Source organism: Aeromicrobium sp. Root495, from assembly GCF_001426755.1.
Taxonomy (GTDB): domain Bacteria; phylum Actinomycetota; class Actinomycetes; order Propionibacteriales; family Nocardioidaceae; genus Aeromicrobium.
Genome location: NZ_LMFJ01000001.1, coordinates 2,666,414 through 2,685,073 on the forward strand (window position 1 = coordinate 2,666,414; position 18,660 = coordinate 2,685,073).

General features: G+C 72.0%; 13 protein-coding genes. 1 reads left to right on the forward strand and 12 read right to left on the reverse strand.

The annotated features are described in order from the left end of the window. Nucleotides 1-35 precede the first annotated feature (35 nt). The 5 genes from ASD11_RS13340 to ASD11_RS13360 all read right to left on the reverse strand — a co-directional run bounded on the left by ASD11_RS13340 (nt 36) and on the right by ASD11_RS13360 (nt 6,904). Nucleotides 36-2,549 (reverse strand): ATP-dependent Clp protease ATP-binding subunit, encoded by a 2,514-nt coding sequence (locus tag ASD11_RS13340; protein ID WP_056287883.1) that lies wholly within the window; start codon nt 2,547-2,549, stop codon nt 36-38. Between the two features lie 186 nt (nt 2,550-2,735). Beyond that, entirely contained in the window at nt 2,736-2,993 is a 258-nt protein-coding gene (locus ASD11_RS13345; protein WP_056287884.1) for an HPr family phosphocarrier protein, read from the reverse strand. A gap of 49 nt (nt 2,994-3,042) precedes the next feature. Next, a complete protein-coding gene (locus tag ASD11_RS13350) occupies nt 3,043-5,109 on the reverse strand; it encodes a PTS fructose transporter subunit IIABC (RefSeq protein WP_056287886.1) in 2,067 nt (688 codons plus the stop codon). Nucleotides 5,110-5,177: 68 nt separating this feature from the next. Further along, nucleotides 5,178-6,140: a 1-phosphofructokinase family hexose kinase gene (locus tag ASD11_RS13355; RefSeq protein ID WP_056287887.1), complete on the reverse strand. Its 963-nt coding sequence runs from the start codon at nt 6,138-6,140 to the stop codon at nt 5,178-5,180. Beyond that, nucleotides 6,137-6,904, reverse strand: a complete 768-nt coding sequence (locus ASD11_RS13360; protein ID WP_056287889.1) for a DeoR/GlpR family DNA-binding transcription regulator — start codon at nt 6,902-6,904, stop codon at nt 6,137-6,139. The genes ASD11_RS13355 and ASD11_RS13360 overlap by 4 nt, the downstream gene beginning before the upstream one ends. Before the next feature lie 173 nt (nt 6,905-7,077). On the opposite strand from ASD11_RS13360, the gene ASD11_RS13365 reads away from it, so the two are divergent. Beyond that, nucleotides 7,078-8,742 (forward strand): phosphoenolpyruvate--protein phosphotransferase, encoded by a 1,665-nt coding sequence (locus ASD11_RS13365; protein WP_056287893.1) that lies wholly within the window; start codon nt 7,078-7,080, stop codon nt 8,740-8,742. Between the two features lie 3 nt (nt 8,743-8,745). On the opposite strand, the gene ASD11_RS13370 is transcribed toward ASD11_RS13365, so the two are convergent. The 7 genes from ASD11_RS13370 to ASD11_RS13400 form a co-directional block, all read right to left on the reverse strand. Next, nucleotides 8,746-10,212: an MFS transporter gene (locus ASD11_RS13370; RefSeq protein ID WP_056287896.1), complete on the reverse strand. Its 1,467-nt coding sequence runs from the start codon at nt 10,210-10,212 to the stop codon at nt 8,746-8,748. Between the two features lie 189 nt (nt 10,213-10,401). Beyond that, on the reverse strand, nt 10,402-11,916 hold the full coding sequence (lysS, locus tag ASD11_RS13375; RefSeq protein ID WP_156464723.1) for a lysine--tRNA ligase: 1,515 nt from the start codon (nt 11,914-11,916) through the stop codon (nt 10,402-10,404). Nucleotides 11,917-11,964: 48 nt separating this feature from the next. Then, nucleotides 11,965-15,516 carry a bifunctional glycosyltransferase/CDP-glycerol:glycerophosphate glycerophosphotransferase gene (locus ASD11_RS13380; protein WP_056287899.1) on the reverse strand — a complete coding sequence of 1,184 codons (3,552 nt, stop codon included), beginning with the start codon at nt 15,514-15,516 and terminating at the stop codon, nt 11,965-11,967. A gap of 68 nt (nt 15,517-15,584) precedes the next feature. Continuing rightward, on the reverse strand, nt 15,585-16,361 hold the full coding sequence (locus tag ASD11_RS13385; RefSeq protein WP_056287901.1) for a type III pantothenate kinase: 777 nt from the start codon (nt 16,359-16,361) through the stop codon (nt 15,585-15,587). Then, nucleotides 16,358-16,789, reverse strand: a complete 432-nt coding sequence (panD, locus tag ASD11_RS13390) for an aspartate 1-decarboxylase (RefSeq protein WP_056287903.1) — start codon at nt 16,787-16,789, stop codon at nt 16,358-16,360. The genes ASD11_RS13385 and panD overlap by 4 nt, the downstream gene beginning before the upstream one ends. Before the next feature lie 2 nt (nt 16,790-16,791). Continuing rightward, nucleotides 16,792-17,664: a pantoate--beta-alanine ligase gene (gene panC, locus ASD11_RS13395; protein WP_056287905.1), complete on the reverse strand. Its 873-nt coding sequence runs from the start codon at nt 17,662-17,664 to the stop codon at nt 16,792-16,794. A gap of 1 nt (nt 17,665) precedes the next feature. Next, nucleotides 17,666-18,628, reverse strand: coding sequence for a Rossmann-like and DUF2520 domain-containing protein (locus ASD11_RS13400; protein WP_327019529.1), 963 nt, complete (start codon nt 18,626-18,628; stop codon nt 17,666-17,668). Nucleotides 18,629-18,660 lie beyond the last annotated feature (32 nt).

Consider the following 18,660-nt stretch of genomic DNA (forward strand, 5'->3'; position numbering starts at 1 on the left):
GCGTCCGGCGGGGCCCTGTCTGATCGTGCGGCTGGCTACTCCGAGCTGCCGGCCTCGACCGCGAGGGGGTCGTGGCCCTCGGTGAGCTCCAGGTCGGCCTTGGGCGTGCCCTGGAAGGTGAAGACCGCCTCGGCGCCGACACCCTCGACGTCGACCAGGATGATCTCGCCGGCGCGCAGCTCTCCGAAGAGCATCTTCTCGGCGAGGGTGTCCTCGATCTCGCGCTGCACGGTGCGGCGTAGCGGCCGCGCCCCGAGCACGGGGTCGAAGCCCCGGTCGGCGAGCAGGCTCTTGGCCGCGGTCGTGAGCTCGATGCCCATGTCCTTGTCCTTGAGGCGCTGCTCCAGGTTGCCGATCATGAGGTCGACCATCTGGATGATGTCGTCCTTCGAGAGCTGGCTGAACACCACGACCTCGTCGACACGGTTCAGGAACTCGGGGCGGAAGTGCTGCTTGAGCTCCTCCGAGACCTTGGCCTTCATCCGGTCGTACGAGCCCGCCGAGTCACCGGACCCGCTGAAGCCGAGCGAGACACCCTTGCCGATGTCGCGCGAGCCCAGGTTGGTGGTCATGATGATGACGGTGTTCTTGAAGTCGACCGCGCGACCCTGCGAGTCGGTGAGCCGCCCCTCCTCGAGCACCTGCAACAGCGAGTTGAAGATGTCGGGGTGGGCCTTCTCGACCTCGTCGAACAGGACGACGCTGAACGGCTTGCGACGGACCTTCTCGGTGAGCTGGCCGCCCTCCTCGTAGCCGACGTACCCGGGAGGTGCACCGAACAGACGCGCCACGGTGTGCTTCTCGGAGTACTCGCTCATGTCGAGGGAGATGAGCGCGTCCTGGTCGCCGAAGAGGAACTCGGCGAGCGTCTTGGAGAGCTCGGTCTTGCCGACGCCCGAGGGGCCGGCGAAGATGAACGATCCACCGGGACGACGCGGGTCCTTGAGGCCCGCACGCGTGCGACGGATGGCCCGGCTGAGCGCCTTGACGGCCTCCTCCTGACCGATGACGCGCTTGTGGAGCTCGGCCTCCATGTTGAGCAGGCGACCGGACTCCTCCTCGGTGAGCTTGGTGATGGGCACACCGGTGGCGAGCGCCAGGACCTCGGCGATGAGCTCCTCGTCGACCACGGCGACCGTGTCCATGTCGCCGGAGCGCCAGGCCTTCTCACGGTCGTTCTTGGCGAGGATGAGCTTCTTCTCCTCGTCGCGCAGGGAGGCGGCTGCCTCGAAGTCCTGCGCGTCGATGGCGCCCTCCTTGCGGCGGCGGACGTCGGCGATCTTCTCGTCGAACTCCTTGAGGTCCGGCGGAGCCGTCATCCGGCGGATGCGCAGTCTCGAGCCGGCCTCGTCGATGAGGTCGATGGCCTTGTCGGGCAGGAAGCGGTCGGCCACGTACCGGTCGGCCAGGGTGGCTGCGGCCACGAGCGCCTCGTCGGTGATGGTGACGCGGTGGTGCGCCTCGTACCGGTCGCGCAGGCCCTTGAGCATGTCGATCGTGTGGGCGATGGACGGCTCCGGCACCTGGATGGGCTGGAACCGACGCTCGAGCGCCGCGTCCTTCTCGAAGTGCTTGCGGTACTCGTCGAGCGTGGTGGCGCCGATGGTCTGGAGCTCACCCCGGGCCAGCATGGGCTTCAGGATGCTGGCGGCGTCGATGGCGCCCTCGGCGGCGCCTGCACCGACGAGGGTGTGGATCTCGTCGATGAACAGGATGATGTCGCCGCGCGTGCGGATCTCCTTGAGCACCTTCTTGAGGCGCTCCTCGAAGTCGCCGCGGTACCGGGAGCCCGCCACGAGCGCGCCCAGGTCGAGCGTGTAGATCTGCTTGTCCTTGAGCGTCTCGGGGACGTCGCCCTTGATGATGTCCTGGGCGAGGCCCTCGACGACGGTGGTCTTGCCGACGCCGGGCTCACCGATGAGCACCGGGTTGTTCTTGGTGCGTCGGGACAGGACCTGCATGACGCGCTCGATCTGCGTCTCACGTCCGATGACCGGGTCGAGCTTGCCCTCGCGGGCGGCCTGCGTGAGGTTGCGGCCGAACTGGTCGAGCACGGCCGACGAGCTGGGGGCGGCCTCGGCGGGAGCGCCGGTGGTCTCGGCCTCCTTGCCCTGGAAGCCGCTCACGAGCTGGATGACCTGCTGACGCACGCGGTTGAGGTCGGCGCCCAGCTTCACGAGCACCTGGGCTGCGACGCCCTCGCCCTCGCGGATGAGCCCGAGCAGGATGTGCTCGGTGCCGATGTAGTTGTGGCCCAGCTGCAGCGCCTCGCGCAGGCTCAGCTCGAGCACCTTCTTGGCGCGCGGCGTGAACGGGATGTGCCCGCTGGGCGCCTGCTGGCCCTGGCCGATGATGTCCTCGACCTGTCCACGGACGGCCTCGAGCGAGATGTCCAGGCTCTCGAGGGCCTTGGCAGCGACGCCCTCGCCCTCGTGGATCAATCCGAGGAGGATGTGCTCCGTGCCGATGTAGTTGTGGCTGAGCATGCGCGCCTCTTCTTGGGCGAGCACGACGACGCGACGAGCGCGATCGGTGAACCTCTCGAACATGTTGCCCCCTCCATCGGGTGTGTTCCAGTCAGTCTAGGCGTGGTGCGGTCGCCGCACCCGACATGCCCAGATACGTCACTCAACCGTCACACGGGCCCTGGTGTTCCGGCTGTTCACCCTGGGCGTAATGCGCGACGACGACCCTCCCCCGGGGGAGGGTCGTCGTCGGGTGCTGCGGGACGGCGCTCAGGCGTCGAGGTCGGCGGCGACGAGCGCCGCGATCTGCTCCAGGACGGCCTCGTCGGGCGACTCCACGGTGATCTCGGTGCCGGGGCCGGCGCCGAGCGTCATGATGAGCAGCGACGAGCCGGCGTCGACCGGCTCTCCCCCGGCCACCGCGAGGGTGACGGGGGCTCCGGCCGCAGCAGCGGCCTCGGCGATGGTGGCGGCCGGCCGGGCGTGGAGCCCGACCGACGATCCGACGGTCACGGTCTTGCTGGCCATGTCAGGTCCTTCCGGTGGTGGTGGCGGTGCAGTGGTCTCGAGTGGTCGGTCAGGCGCCGACGCGCTCGTAGTGGCGCGGGACGTCGGCGTCGATGTTCCGCTGACGGACCTGCTTGAGGGCGGTGACCGACAACGCGCTGATGACGGTTCCCACGATGATGGACACGAGGAACCACAGCACGTGGTCCACCGCGAAGAACACGAAGATGCCACCGTGGGGCGCCTTGAGCGTGACGCCCGCGGCCATCGACATGGCACCGGCCGCGGCCGAGCCCAGCATCATCGACGGGATGACCCGGAGCGGGTCGGCCGCCGCGAACGGGATGGCGCCCTCGGAGATGAAGGAGGCGCCCAGGAGCCACGCGGTCTTGCCGTTCTCGCGCTCCTCCTCGGTGTAGAGGCGCGGGCGCAGCGCGGTGGACAGCGCCAGGGCGAGCGGCGGTGTCATGCCGGCGATCATGACGGCCGCCATGATCTGGGTCTGCGACGAGCCGGCGTCGAGGGCGCCGGCCGTGCCGAGGCCGGTCACGGCAAAGACGTACGCCGCCTTGTTGAGCGGTCCGCCGAGGTCGAACGCCATCATGAGACCCAGCACGGCTCCCAGGAGGATGGCCGAGCTGCCGCTCATGGAGTTCAGGCCGTCGGTGAGGCTGTCGTTGATCCACGAGAGCGGGTGGTCGAGCACGAGCAGCATGACCAGGCCCACGCCGAGCGTCGAGACGAGCGGGATGACGACCACGGGCATGAGGCCCTGCAGCCAGCGCGGGTAGGAACGACGCGTGAACGTCGACGCGAGGAGGCCGGCAAGGAGGCCGCCCACGATGCCGCCGATGAAGCCGCCGCCGATCTGGTTGGCGACGTAGCCCATGACGAAGCCGGGGGCGATGCCCGGACGGTCGGCGATCGCGTAGGCGATGTAGCCGGCCAGCGCGGGGACCAGGAAGCTGAACGCCCACGAGCCGAGCAGGAAGATCAGGGCGCCGAGGTAGGTCAGCAGCGAGCTGCCGAAGAGAGCGTGCGCCGTGGCCGACGGCAGGTCCGTCAGCGAGTTGTCGGTGAAGATCGCCTGCGCGACCTGGACACCCTTGCTGTTGTTGAGCGCGACCTCGTAACCGCCGAGCAGGAAGCCCAGCGCGATGAGCAGTCCACCCGCCGCGACGAACGGGATCATGTAGCTGACGCCGGTGAGGAGCCACTGGCGCAGCTTGAGCCCGACACCGTCGGCCGACGACGCGGAGGCCGACGAGGAGGCGCGAGCCCCCTCGCGACCGCCGTCGACGCGAGCGGCCGAAGGGTCGGACGCGGCCCGGACGGCCTCGTCGATCATGACGTCGGGCTCGTTGATGGCGCGCTTCACGCCGCTCACGACGACGGGCTTCCCGCCGAAGCGGGCCCGGTCCTTGACGCCCACGTCGGTGGCGAAGATGACCGCGTCGGCGGCCTCGATGGTCGCGTCCTCGAGGCGGTTGGCACCCGCCGACCCCTGGGTCTCGACGACGAGCTCGACGCCGGCACGCTCGGCGGCCTGCTGCAGCGAGTCGGCCGCCATGTAGGTGTGGGCGATGCCCGTGGGGCACGCCGTGACGGCGACGAGCCGGGTGACCGACGCGGGGGCGGGCTCGGCAGCGGGCGCCGGCGCGGCCGGAGCAGCAGCCGGGGCAGCGGCCGGCGTGACGACGTCGCCGACGAGGCCGACGACCTCGCCGGGCGTGGCCGCGGCGCGCAACGAGGCGGTGAACTCGGCGCGCACGAGGGCCCGCGCGAGGGACGACAGCAGCGTCAGGTGGGCGCTGTCGCTGCCCTCCGGCGCGGCGATGAGGAAGACCAGGTCGGCCGGTCCGTCGGTGGCGCCGAAGTCGGCACCCGGCGTGAGCCGCGCGAACGCGAGCGTGGGCTCGGTGACGGCGGCGGAGCGGCAGTGCGGGATGGCGATGCCGCCGGGCAGACCCGTGGCCGACTGCGCCTCGCGGGCGCGGGCGTCGGCGACGAGCTGATCGGCGTCGGTGGCCCGACCCGCGGCCACGACGCGCTGGGCGAGGGCGGCGATGACGTCGTCGGCCGTGGCACCGAGGTCGGTGTCGAGGCTGACGAGATCAGCGTTGATGAGTGTGGACATGGGCTTCCTTCGAGGTGGTGCAGTGCGGGGCTGCGGGGGTGGGCTGCGGGTGTGGGGCGAGATCGGGTTCAGGTGAGGTGCCGGGCGGTCACCGTGGCGACGGCCGCGACGTCCCGCGGCGTGGGGGGCGTGGATCCCGGCAGGGCCGCGGCGGCGCTGCCGTGCCGGACGGCCTGCTCGAGGCACTCCGGCGCGTCGAGCCCGGACTCCCACGCGAGCAGGAAGCCCGCGAGCGACGAGTCACCGGCGCCGACGGTGCTGCGCGCCCGGACGCGCGGTGCGGGAGCGAACCACGAGCCGTCGGCGGTGGCCAGGACGGCGCCGGCCGAGCCGAGGGTCAGCAGGACCATGCGCGGGCCGCGGGCCTCCCGGAGCTTCTGCGCGTGCTCGGCGGCCAGGGCGTGGTCGTCCTCCAGCTCCGCGGCGGTGACGAGGTCGGTCCCGAGCAGGTCGACGAGCTCGTCGGCGTTGGGCTTCACGAGGTCGGGGGCCGACAGCGGGTCGGACAGGGCCGCGTCGAGCGGGGCGCCGGAGGTGTCGACGGCCACGAGGACCCCGCGCTCCCGCAGGCTGCGCGTGAGGTCGGCGTACCAGCGGTCCGGGAGCCCGGCGGGCAGCGAGCCGCACAGCGCGACCCACGTGGCCGACCGGGCACTGTCCTGCACGGCCGCGGCCAGTCGATCGACCTCGTCGGCGGAGAGCGGAGCGCCCGGGGCGTTGAGCTTCGTGGTGGTGCCGTCGGGCTCGGCCAGCGTGAGGTTGACCCGCACGCGGTGGGCCACCGGCACCGCGACGTGAGGCAGCGTGGCGTCGGCGAGCTCGAGGGCGCGGAGCAGGGAGTCGTGCTCGGGCGCAGGGAAGACCGCGGTGGCCGGCACCCCGGCCGCCGCGACCACGCGCGCGACGTTGATGCCCTTGCCGCCGGGCTGGTCGACCGAGTCCTCCGTGCGCACCACACCGCCGCGCTCGAGGGGCTCCCCCAGCGCCAGCAGACGGTCGATGGCCGGGTTGGCCGTCACGGTCACGATCATGCGAGCACCACCTCCACCCCGGCGTCGCGCAGTCGCGCCACGACGGTGGCGTCGGCCTCGTCGTCGGTGACGAGGACGTCCACGTCCTCGAGGGCCCCGAAGGTCACGATGAAGTCCTGCTCGAGCTTGGAGGAGTCGGCCAGCACGACCGTCCGGCGCGCGCGGCGCAGGATCGTGCGCTTCACGGCCGCCTCCTCGAAGTCGACCGTCGTGAGGCCGCGCTCGGGGGAGATGCCGTTGGCTCCCACGAAGGCGACGTCGACGCCGATCCGCTCGTAGGCGGCGACGGTCTCGGTCCCGACGGCGGCCGCCGTGGTGCCGCGGACGTGCCCGCCGATCACGTGCAGGTCGACGTGCTCGGTGCGGGCCAGGAGGGCTGCCGTGACGATGCCGTGCGCGAACGCCACGAGCGAGCGGTCGGCGGGGAGCACCTCTACGAGGGCCGTCGTGGTGGTCCCGGCGTCGATGATCATGCTGCCGCCGTCGGCGGGCAGGAGCTCGACGGCGGCGGAGGCGATGCGCGCCTTCTGCGCGACGCGACGCTCCTCCCGCTCGCTCAGGCCGAGCTCCACGGCCTGGACGGCGCTGCGGGCCACGGCTCCTCCGTGCACGCGGCGGGCGACGCCGCTGCGCTCGAGGGCGGCGAGGTCGCGGCGGACCGTCTCGCCCGAGACACCGAACTCGTCAGCAGCCTCCAGCACGCTCACGCGTCCCTGCACGGTGAGGCGCTGCGCGAGGGCGGCCCGGCGTTCGGCGGCGTACATGCGGTGCTCCGTCCGGCGTGGTGGTCGGTGTCACGTGAGTGCGAAACCGACTGTGGATTCATGTGGAGTTTCTGTTGATCTACGTTGATTTAACGAGTACGGTCGAGGAAAGTCAAGCCATTGCGGTGGAATTCCACAGAATTTCGTCGCGCAGGTCACAGCAGGAGCCCCGCATGAGCCCAGTCGTCCACCACGGCACGCCCGTCGTCCCCGGCGCCGCCGCCGGACCCGTCGTCGTCCCCGGCCCGCGCTCGGAGGCCCCTGCCGACGAGGCGTTCGTCGACCACGACCACACCGTCGCGGCGTTCGCCGCAGCCGCCGCCACCGTGGCGCAGCGCCTCACCGATCGGGCGCAGCACGCGTCGGGGGCGGCCGCCGAGGTCCTGCAGGCCACCGCGGCCATGGCGTCGGACCGAGGCCTGGCCACCTTCGTGGGCCAGCAGGCCGACACCCTCGGCCCGGCCTCCGCCACCACGGCGGCCGTGGAGAAGCTGGCTGCCATGTTCCGCCAGGCCGGCGGACTGATGGCCGAGCGCGTGACCGACCTCCTCGACGTCCGCGACCGGGTCGTCGCCGAGCTGCTCGGCGTCCCGGAGCCCGGCATCCCCCAGCCCGACGAGCCGTCCGTGCTCTTCGCCGACGACCTCGCACCGGCCGACACCGCCGGGCTCGACCCGAGGCGGGTCGTCGCCATCGCCATCGCGCGCGGCGGCTCCACGAGCCACACCGCCATCATCGCCCGCCAGCTCGGCATCCCGTGCGTCGTCGGCGTGGCCGAGCTTCCGTGGACCGATCCGCCGGCCGCCGCCCTCGTGGACGGCAGCTCCGGCGAGGTCGTCCTCGACCCCGCGCCCGAGCTGGCGCAGGAGCGCGTGCGAGCCGATGCCGAGCGCCGAGCCGCCTCAGCGGCGTGGGAGGGACCGGGCCGCACGAAGGACGGACACGCGGTGCAGGTCCTGGCCAACGTGCAGGACGCGGCCGGCGCCCGGGTCGCCGCCCAGCAGCCCGTCGAGGGGTTCGGCCTCTACCGCACGGAGCTGAGCTTCCTGGACCGCTCGTCCGAGCCCACGGTCGACGAGCAGGCCGAGATCTACGCCCAGGTCTTCGCCGCTGCGGCGGACTCCGTCGACGGCGGCGGCAAGGTCGTCGTCCGCACGCTCGACGCCGGGTCCGACAAGCCGCTCAGGTTCGCCGACATGGGCGACGAGCCCAACCCGGCACTCGGCGTCCGCGGCCTGCGCATCGCCCGGGAGCGGCCCGAGCTCCTGGCCCACCAGCTCGACGGCATCGCCCAGGCGGCCCGCGACGCCGGGACCGACGTCTGGGTCATGGCGCCCATGGTCTCGGTCCCCTCGGAGGCGCGCGAGTTCGCCGCCGCAGCGCGTGATCGCGGCCTCAGGGCCGGCGTGATGATCGAGACACCGTCCACGGCCGTGCTCGCCGACCGCGTGCTGGCCGAGGTCGACTTCGTCTCCATCGGCACCAACGACCTGAGCCAGTACACGTTCGCCGCCGACCGGATGTCGTCGGAGCTCACCGACCTCACGGACCCGTGGCAGCCCGGGCTCCTGACGCTCGTCGAGATGATCGCCGCCGCCGGTCGCCGCGCCGACAAGCCCGTGGGCGTGTGCGGCGAGGCCGCCGCCGACCCGCTGCTCGCGTGCGTCCTGGTGGGCCTCGGCATCACGTCGCTCTCGTGCGCCGCACCCGCTGTCCGTGGCGTCGGGGCGCAGCTGGCCACCGTAAGCCTCGAGCAGTGCCGCCGCGCCGCCACGGCCGCGCTCGAGGCCGACTCCCCCACGGACGCCCGCGACGCCGTGAGGGCCGTGCTGGCCTGAGCGTCAAGCCGAGACGGGCTGGGCCACGAGGCCCTGCTGCGTGCCAGACTCGGGCTCCGCGAGGAGTGCGTCCTCGACCTCGACCTCGCTGCGCGTGGGGATGGTGAGGGCCGCGAGGGCTGCCACGAGGAAGGCACCGGCGAGCGCCGCGAAGCCGATCGTGTAGCCGGCCTCCGACGGGAGTCCCGTGCTGGTCACGATGCTGGCCGTGACGATGGAGCCCATGACGGCCGAGCCGACGCCGCCGCCGATGGTGCGGATGTTGGCGTTCATGCCCGACGCGACACCGGTCTGCTCCGGCGGGACGGCAGCGACGATGAGCGAGGCGAGGCACGCGAAGGCCAGGCCGACGCCGAGCCCCATGAGGCCGTTGGCGAGGAGCATGTGCCAGCGCTCGTCGTGCCAGCCGGCCTGCAGGAACATCGCGGCGCTGGCGACGACGCACCCGGCGACGACGACGGCCTTGGGGCCGATGCGCACCGCGATGCGGGAGGCCACGAGGCCCGTCACGAAGGTCATGACGGCCGAGGGCAGCATCATGAGGCCCGAGACGGTGACCGAGGCGCCGAAGCCGTAGCCGGCGACCTCGGGTGTCTGGTTGAACTGGGGCGTGAAGCCGAAGGCTGCGTACATGCCCACGCCCACGAGCAGCGCCACGAGGTTGGTGGTCCACACGGCGGGAAGCTTCATCATGCGCATGTCGACGAGCGGCACGTCGGCCTTGGTCTCGGCGAGCACCCAGAGGACGATCAGCACGACGGCGGCGACGAGGAGGCCGATCGTCGGGAACGACGTCCAGCCCCAGACGCGGCCCTGGCTGACGGGCAGCAGGAGCGCGACGAGCCACGCGGCGAGCAGCACGGCCGGCAGGATGCTGATGCGTCCGGGCTTGCGGACGGGAGACTCCGGCACCAGCACGGCAGCCGCGACGGCTGCGACGGCCGTGACGCCGAAGGGCAGCCAGAACAGGCCCGCGTAGCCGAGCGACGTGATGATCGGGCCGGCCACGACGATGCCGATGCCCATGCCGACCGCCATGAGCGACGACGTGAGGCTGATGGCCGGTGCCATCTTGTCCTCGGGGAACTCGTCACGCACGATGCCGAACGCGAGCGGCAGAACGCCGCCGCCGATGCCCTGGATGACGCGAGCGCCGATCATGACACCGATCGAGGGCGCGAGGGCGGCGATGAGCGAGCCCAGCGCGAGCGCGGAGATGGAGAAGACGAGCATCTTCTCCTTGCCCACGGCGTCGCCCACGCGACCGACGATGGGCGTGGCCACGGAGGCAGACAGGAGATAGGCCGTGAGGACCCACGTGGCGGTGGACTGGCTGGCGCCGAAGTGGTCCTGGATCTCGCCGAGCACGGGGATCGTCATCGACTGGACGAGCGCGAACGAGGCCACGGCCACCGCGACGACGGCATAGGTGACGCGGTACGACGAGCGGGTGAGGCGAGGAGAAGACATAGGTGTCCTATGCAACCATCGAACGGTCCCGAGCACCCCATCCGCGGCCCGTGAGTCCCGTCACCCCCGCCCCGGGTCCACCACGGGGTCTGGGCACGTGCCGACGCCCCGCGGACCACCGGCCGTGGGGCGTCGGTGTTGCCGTGGTGGGTCAGGTCTGCCCAGACCCCGTGGTGGACCGGGCTGGGGTCAGGCCTCGCGGCGGGAGATGGGGAAGAGGATGGCCTCGCGGATGCCGATGCCCTGCAGGAGCATCACGAGGCGGTCGACGCCGAGGCCGAGGCCGCCGGCCGGGGGCATGCCGAACTCGAGCGCCCGGAGGAAGTCCTCGTCGACGTCCATGGCCTCCGGGTCGCCGGCCGCGGCGAGGCGGGCCTGCTCCTCGAGCCGCTCACGCTGGATGACGGGGTCGTTGAGCTCGGAGTACGCGGGCGCCAGCTCCACGCCGTTGATGATGAGGTCCCACGCCTCCACGAGCCCCGGCTCGGTGCGGTGCTTCTTGGCCAGCGGACGCACGGCCTCGGGGTAGTCGCACACGAACGTCGGCTGGATGAGGGTGTGCTCGACGAGCTTCTCGTACAGCTCGAGCACGATCTCGCCCGCACCCCAGTGCTCCTGGAGCGCGACCTCGTGGCGCTCGGCCAGCTCGCGCAGGGCGTCCGCCGACGTCTGCACGTCGACGCCCTGCCCCACGGCCTCCCCCACCAGCTCGTGGATGGTGGCGCGACGCCAGGGCTGCTCGAGGTCGATCTCGGAGCCGTCGCGTCCCGGCACGACCGTCTTGCCGACGGCGCGGGCCGCGTTGACGACGAGGTCGCGGGTGAGCTCGGCCATCGTGTCGTAGGAGCCGTACGCCTCGTAGGCCTCCAGCATCATGAACTCGGGGTTGTGGGTGTTGTCGACGCCCTCGTTGCGGAAGGTCTTGCCGATCTCGTAGACGCGGTCGATCCCGCCCACCAGCGAGCGCTTGAGGTGCAGCTCGAGCGCGATGCGCAGCAGGGCGTCCTCGTCGAAGGCGTTGACGTGCGTGCCGAACGGACGAGCCGCGGCACCACCGTTGGTGTGCTGCAGGACGGGCGTCTCGACCTCCACGTAGTCGCGGCCGTCGAGGGTGGCGCGCAAGGACTGCAGCACCTTGGCCTTGACGCGGACGTTGTCGCGGGCCTCGGGCCGGACGATGAGGTCGACGTAGCGCAGGCGGGCACGGGCCTCGTCGGAGAGGGGCTTGTGCTCGTTGGGCAGCGGGCGCAGCGTCTTGGCCGCGACCTGCCAGCCGGTGGCCTGCACGCTCAGCTCGCCGCGGCGCGACGTGATGATCTCGCCGGTGACGGCGAGGTGGTCGCCGATGTCGACGAGGCGCTTGAAGCGGTCGAGCGACTCCTCCCCCACACCGTCGAGCGAGACCATGGCCTGGAGCGACGTGCCGTCGCCCTCACGCAACGAGACGAAGACGAGCTTGCCGGTGCCCCGGCGGAAGATGACGCGGCCGGCGACGGTGACGGTCTCGCCCGTGTGGGCATCGGGACCGAGGGCCTCCGCGTCGTGCGCGGCACGGATCTGCGCGAGCGTGTGGGTACGGCCGACCTCGACGGGATAGGCCTCGCCCACGACGTCGAGGAGCTCCTGGCGCTTCTCGCGACGGATCCGCAGCTGCTCGGGCAGGTCGTCGTCGGCAGAGTCCGGGGGCACGGGGGCGTCGCTCACGAGGGTCAAGCCTAGTGCCGCCCGCGGCGGGCCCCCGCCCGCGGTGCCTCAGCCCTGGGTCGGGTCGCCGGGCGACGGCGGAACGGCGTCGCCGAAGACCACGTCGACGACCCGCTCACCGGAGCGGCCGTCGTCGAGGTCGAGGAAGTCACGCTTGAACGTGGCCACCTGCTCGGCGTGCTCGGCCTTGAGGCGGTCGAGGTCGCTCAACGCCTCGATGCACTCCTGCGTCGTGGAGACGAGCGGGCCCGGAGCGGTGGGCTCGTAGTCCATCAGCGCGCCCCGGTCACCCTTGTAGCGCTCGAGGTCGGGGACGAGGAAGACCATGGGTATGCCCGCCACGCCCAGGTCGAAGCGCAACGACGAGTAGTCAACGATGGCGGCGTCGCTCGCCAGCACGAGGTCGTTGATCTCCGGGTAGTCCGTCACGTCGATCAGGCCAGGACGCCGAGCGGCCCGGTTCTTGTGCCGCGCGTTCATGGCGTGCCCGCGGAGGAGCAGGACCGTGTCGGGGCCGAGGCCCTCGAGGAACGCGTCGTAGTCGAGGTAGTCGACCATCTGTGAGACGAACTCGGTGGACGAGAGCCAGTCGCGGTACGTGGGTCCGTAGAGCACGACCTTGGCGTCCGGAGCGATGCCCAGGCGGCGGCGGACGTCGGCCCGCAGCGCAGGAGCCTCCGGGGAGAAGAAGATGTCGTTGCGCGGGTACCCCACCTCGAGCATCTCGCCGTCGTAGCCGAAGGCCTCGCGCAGGAGCGGGGTCGCGTACGTGGCCGGGGAGACGACGTAGCGCCAGTCGGAGGCACGCTCGAGGAAGCTCTCGATGCGCGGCTCGCTGTACCCGTGCTGGCGCCAGTACGGCAGGCCCATCTGCTTGAACGGATAGCCGTGGAAGGTCTCCACGAAGACCTGCTCGGGCCGGGTGCGGAACCAGTCGGGCTGATGGACGTTGTCGACGAGGTACTTGGCCGTGTGCATCAGCTCGTACCACTCCGAGGAGTTCACGACGACGGGCCGCCCGCCCTCGGGGACCGGCACGCTCAGGTCCTTGACGGCCCAGCAGAGGTCGAGGTCGGCGCCGCGCCGGACCAGCTCGCGGTGGATGCCGCGTGCGACGCACGTGGTGTTCTCGCCGTAGAACGTGCGGAACAGCACCGTGTCCTCGCGGATGGGCAGGTCACGCAGCCCCACGCCCGCCCGGAGCTGGGCCTGACGGGCCCGGCTGCGGTCGACGTGGCTCGTGAAGGACCGGAGCACGACCTCGGGGTTCTTGGCCCTCGAGTGCGTGAGCCGCAGCCGGACGAGCCCCGGGTCCCGGTCGAACGGGAGCTGGTCGAGGTAGGCGCGACGGAAGCGCGGGATGACCTCGACGGGCGACCCGTCGGCGGCGTCGGTGAGGACGCGCAGCGGGTAGAAGCCGCCCGGAAGCGCACCCGGCAGGCCCCACCGACCCGGTGCGAGGTCGATGAAGCCCTCGAAGGCCCCGTCGGAGGCCGTGGCGGCCGGCGACGTGGAGGCAAGACCGCGCCGACGCAGCAGCATCTGCGGCGCCGCGCCGACGCCGTGCGCGACGCCGCTGACGGCGATGCCCGCGTCCGAGGCGTCGAACGTCTCGAGCACGACGACCCGCTGACGCAGGTCGATCGTGACCTCGTTCTTGGCCGTGGTGACGCAGCAGACGGCGAACGGGCCGACGACGCCCAGGACCTGGATGTCCTCCCCGACCTGCCCGCGGGCGCGACGACGCCCTCCCTCGGTCTCGGCCTGCAGCGGGAACCGCGCGGTCACGGCCTGGGCGGGGTCGGGGTCGAGCGGGACCTTGGCCCAGCGAGAGACGTCGGCCGTGAACGAGCCGTCGGCACCGCGCTGGAGGACGGGACCGCCCCGTCCGGCGAGCCGGGCCGCCGAGACCGGTACGTCGTCGGTGTACCTCACGGCGAGGGTGCCCCCCTCGAGCGACAGCGACGCGACGGTGGGCTGCGGTGCGACCACGTCGAGCTGCAGGTCGAGGTCGTCGGAGAGCGCCAGCCCCGCCTGACGCCCGCCGGGCAGGGTCCGCAGGTGGAGCTGTCGGTTGGTGACGACGTCCTGGACCTCGCGGAACCGGCGCGAGCGCACGATGCCCCGGGCCTCCACCGACACCTCGAACACCCACGAGCCGGGCGTGACCGGGACGCGGTCGGCCGGCAGCGTGGCCTCGAAGTACGAGCCCGGGTAGGTGCAGTGCTTGTGCTGACGCAGGACCAGGATCTCGTCGTCGTAGCCCTGCTCGACGTCGAGGTCGACCACGGCACCCCCCGGTCCGCTCACGCTGATGCGGATGGTCTGGTCCGGGTCCTCGAGGTTCTGCAGGAGTGCCCAGCCCACGAGGTGGAGGGAGCCGTCGGGGGCCCACCAGGCCCGGCGCACCCAACGGTCGAGCGGCGTCTCGGACGGGGCGAGGACCGTGCGCCAGCGCTCCACCTGGCCGGGCAGGACGTCGATCGTGGTGGGGTCGAGCAGGACCTCGCCGTCACTGACGGTGGTCCGGTACGTCTGGAGGCCGAGGCCGTCGGCGTGGATGAAACGAATGACCTGCTCTCGCGTGGCGCTCTCGATGAGGCCCAGCGCGATCTTCATCGTGGCGCCGACCGCGTCCCACTCGACGCCCTCCACCTGGCTCACGACGTCGCGGACGCCGACCCGCACGGCCTCGAAGAACTCCGGGTCCGAGTTGGGGATCTTGACGATGGAGTGCCGCAGGTCGTTGGTGAGCAGCTGGGCGACCCGGGTGCGGTGCGCCAGGGGGTTGGGGCTCAGGATCTTCAGCGAGGTGACGGCGGCAGCGAACCGCTCGCGGACGTCGCGCAGGTCGCGGGTCTGCTGGCTGATCGACTGTCCGTCGTCGCGCTCACGCCAGTTGACCAGCTGGTCGGGAAGCACGTCGAAGGTGCGCGCGGCCATGTAGGCCGCGGCGCTCACGGGCTGGTCCTCGTAGAGCACGCCCTCGGGAAAGGTGAGGCCGGCGCGGTCGAAGAAGGTGCGGTCGTAGACCTTGGACCAGGCCACCGCGTTGACCAGGATGTCGGGGAACTCGTCGAGCGTGACGCCCTGGAGGCGGCGGCTGTGCGCCTCGAGGATCCAGGGGCCCGGCTGCACGATCGATCGGTTGCGCAGACGGCGGTAGGAGAACACCGCGAAGTCGGAGCCACTCTCACGCAGGCTCTTGACGGCGTCGGAGTAGCACGTCGGCTGGACGGTGTCGTCGGAGTCGAGGAACGCGATGTACTGCCCCCGCGCGTGCTTCACGCCGGTGTTGCGGGCGGCGCTGAGGCCGCCGTTCTCGCGCCTCACGAGCTTGATGCGCTTGTCCTCGGCCATGAAGCCCTGCACCACGTCGACCGAGCGGTCGGGCGAGCCGTCGTCGACCACGACGATCTCGAGCCGCTTGTAGACCTGCTTCTGGAGCGAGCGGAGGCACTCCCCCACGAAGGCCTCGACGTTGTAGACCGGCACGACGACCGAGACGTACCCGGGCCTGCGCCGAGGATGACGCAGCTTGTAGGCGATCGCGGCGAGGGCGAGTCGCAGACGTCGCACCAGGTCGTGTCGATCGGCCATGTTGCTCCTGTCAGGGACGGTGCGGAACCGCAGGCGATGCTACCCGAGGGGGTGGAGGAGCATCCGGCTCAGTGGTTGCGCTCGTGCACGAGCCGCAGGCCCGTGAGGGTCAGCCACGGGTCGCGTGTGGTGACCGTGGCGCAGTGGTCGACCACGACGTCGGCGTACGTGCCCGTGACGACGACCGTCACGTGGTCGGGATCGGCGCCGAGCGCCTCGATCAGGTGGTCCACCATGCCGTCGACGAGCCCGGCGAACCCGAACACCGCTCCGGACTGGATGGCCTCGACGGTGTTCTTGCCGATCACGCTGCGCGGCTCGGCCAGCTCGACGGACCGCAGCTGCGCACCGCGCCGGGCCAACGCCTCGAGGGAGACCTCGACGCCCGGCGAGATGGCGCCCCCGACGTAGCGACCCTGCTCGTCGACGACGTCGAAGATCGTGGCGGTGCCGTTCATGTCGACGACGATCGCGGGCCCGCCGTAGAGCGCGGCTGCGGCGAGGGCGTTGACGATGCGGTCGGCGCCGACCTCGCGCGGGTTGTCGGTGTGGATGGGGACGCCGGTCTTGACACCCGGACCGACCACCGACACGGGGACGTCGGAGAAGTAGCGCTCCAGCATGTCGCGCAGCTCGACCTGGATGGCCGGGACGGTGCAGCACATGGCCACCGCCTCGACGGCCGCGAGCTCGGCGGACCGGACGAACCCGCGCGCCAGGAGGAACCACTCGTCGGCCGTGCGCCGGACGTCGGAGGAGACCGTCCAGTGCCGCACCAGCGCCTCGCCCTCGAACGCACCGATCACGGTCTGGCTGTTGCCGACGTCGAGCGCGAGCAGCGTCATCGAAGGACCAGGGGGTTCTCGATCACGTCGCCGCGGGTGAGGCCGGAGCCGGGCAGGGCCTCGGCGGGGTCGGAGCCGGTGCCGATGACGTGGTTCTCGGAGTCGACGAACACGACGCTGGGCTCGAACGCGCGGGCCTCGGCGTCCTCCATCTGCGCGTAGGCGATGAGGATGACGAGGTCGCCCGGGTGCACCAGGCGGGCGGCGGCGCCGTTGATGCCGATGACGCCGGAGCCGCGCTCGCCCGCGATCGTGTAGGTCTCGAGCCGCGCCCCGTTGTCGATGTCGACGATGTGGACGAGCTCGCCCGGGAGCAGGTTGGCGGCGTCGAGCAGGTCCTGGTCGACGGTCACCGAGCCCACGTAGTGCAGGTCGGCCTGCGTGACGGTGGCGCGGTGGATCTTGGACTTCATCATGGTGCGGAACATGGTCAGCGCCCTTCCGGGGGTGGGGTGAGGGAGACGGGGAGGTTGTCGAGGAGACGGGTGGTGCCGACCTTCGCGGCCACGACGAGGCGGGCCTCACCGGTGAAGTCGGGCGGCACGTCGCCGAGGTAGGCGTCGGTGAGCACGAGGTAGTCCGGCTGGACGCCGGGAGCGTCGCCCAGCACGTCCCAGGCGGTCTTGAGGACGGCGACCGGACCGACGGCGCCCTCGGCCGCCCCCGCCTGCAGGGCACGGGAGAGCGCCAGCGCCTGCTGGTGCTCCTCGGCCGAGAGGTAGGTGTTGCGGGAGCTGAGCGCCAGCCCGTCGTCCTCGCGGACGATGTGGTGGCCCTCGATGCGGACGTCGAGCCCGAGGTCGCGGACCATCCTGCGGATGAGGGCGAGCTGCTGGAAGTCCTTCTCGCCGAAGACCGCGACGTCGGGCCGCACCACGGCGAACAGCTTGGCCACGACGGTGAGCACGCCGCGGAAGTGGGTGGGCCGGGCCGCCCCCTCGAGGATCGTGCCGAGCGGGCCCGGGTCGACCATCACGGACGACTCGACACCGCCGGGATACATCTCCTCGACGCTCGGCATGAAGACGACGTCGACGTCCTCGCGCTCGCACAGCGCGAGGTCGGCGTCGGGGGTGCGGGGGTAGGCCTCGAGGTCCTCGCCGGGCCCGAACTGGGTGGGGTTCACGAAGATCGAGACGACCGCGACGTCACCCAGGTCACGGGCCTGCCGCACGAGCGCCGCGTGGCCGTCGTGCAGGGCTCCCATGGTGGGGACGAGGGCGACGGTGCTGCCGTCGTGGCGGGCACCTCGGAGGGCAGCGTCGAGCTCGGCGCGCGTGCGCGCCACGACCGGGGCGGGCACGTCAGACCCGCAGCGCGGTCTCGGCGAGCGCGTCCCACTCGGCCTCGCGCAGCACCTGGCGGACCTGGCGCGACGTGTCGGCGTCGAGGCGGCCGTCGGCCTGGGCACGGCGCGTGGTGGCGCGGGCGAGGGCGAGGTACGAGTCGCGGGTGTCGGCCGGAGCGTGCGCCAGGGCGTCGGCATGGGCGCGGACCGTCGTCACGTCGCCCCGCACCACGGGGCCGGTGAGCGCGGCGTCGCCGAGCTGGAGTGCGTTGTTCAGGGCCGCGGTGAGCAGGGGACGGAGCACGTCCGCCGGGTCGACCCCAGGCGTCCCGCTCGCCGCTGCGACGGAGCGGAGCAGGTCCTGCGCCTGCGCCACGAGCGTGACCAGGTGGTTGGCGCCGTGGGCGAGTGCTGCGTGGTACGTGACGCGCTGGTCCTCGTCGATCCACATCTCGGTGCCCCCGAGGAGCTCGACGAGCCAGGCCGCGGCGGGGCGCTCGGCCGGCTCGGCCGTGAGACCGAAGACGCAGCCCAGGCCGGCGTCGGCGCCGAGCTCGCCGGGGGCGCCGGTGAAGGTCATGGCGGGGTGGAGCGCGAGGCCGCGGGCGCCCACACGGGTGGCCGCCTCGAGCGCGGCCAGGCCGTGTCGACCGCTCGTGTGGACCACGAGCTGCCCGGCCCGGATGGCACCGGCTGCGACGAGCTCCTCGGTCACCCGGACCAGCTCGTCGTCGGGGACGGTGAGGACCAGGACATCGGCCTGGCGCGCCACGTCGACGGGGGCCAGCACGCCGACGCCGGGCAGGCTGGTCTCGACCCGCAGCCGCGAGGCGGCCGAGCGGGCGGACACGACGACGTCGAGGCCCTGGTGGCGCAGACGGGCGGCGATGACGGAGCCGACGCGGCCTGCTCCGACGACGCCCACGAGGGGACGCTGCATGGTGGTGCCTTTCGTTCCAGTCCCGCGAACGGGTACCAGACGGTGTGGACACCCTCACTGTACGCCGCACC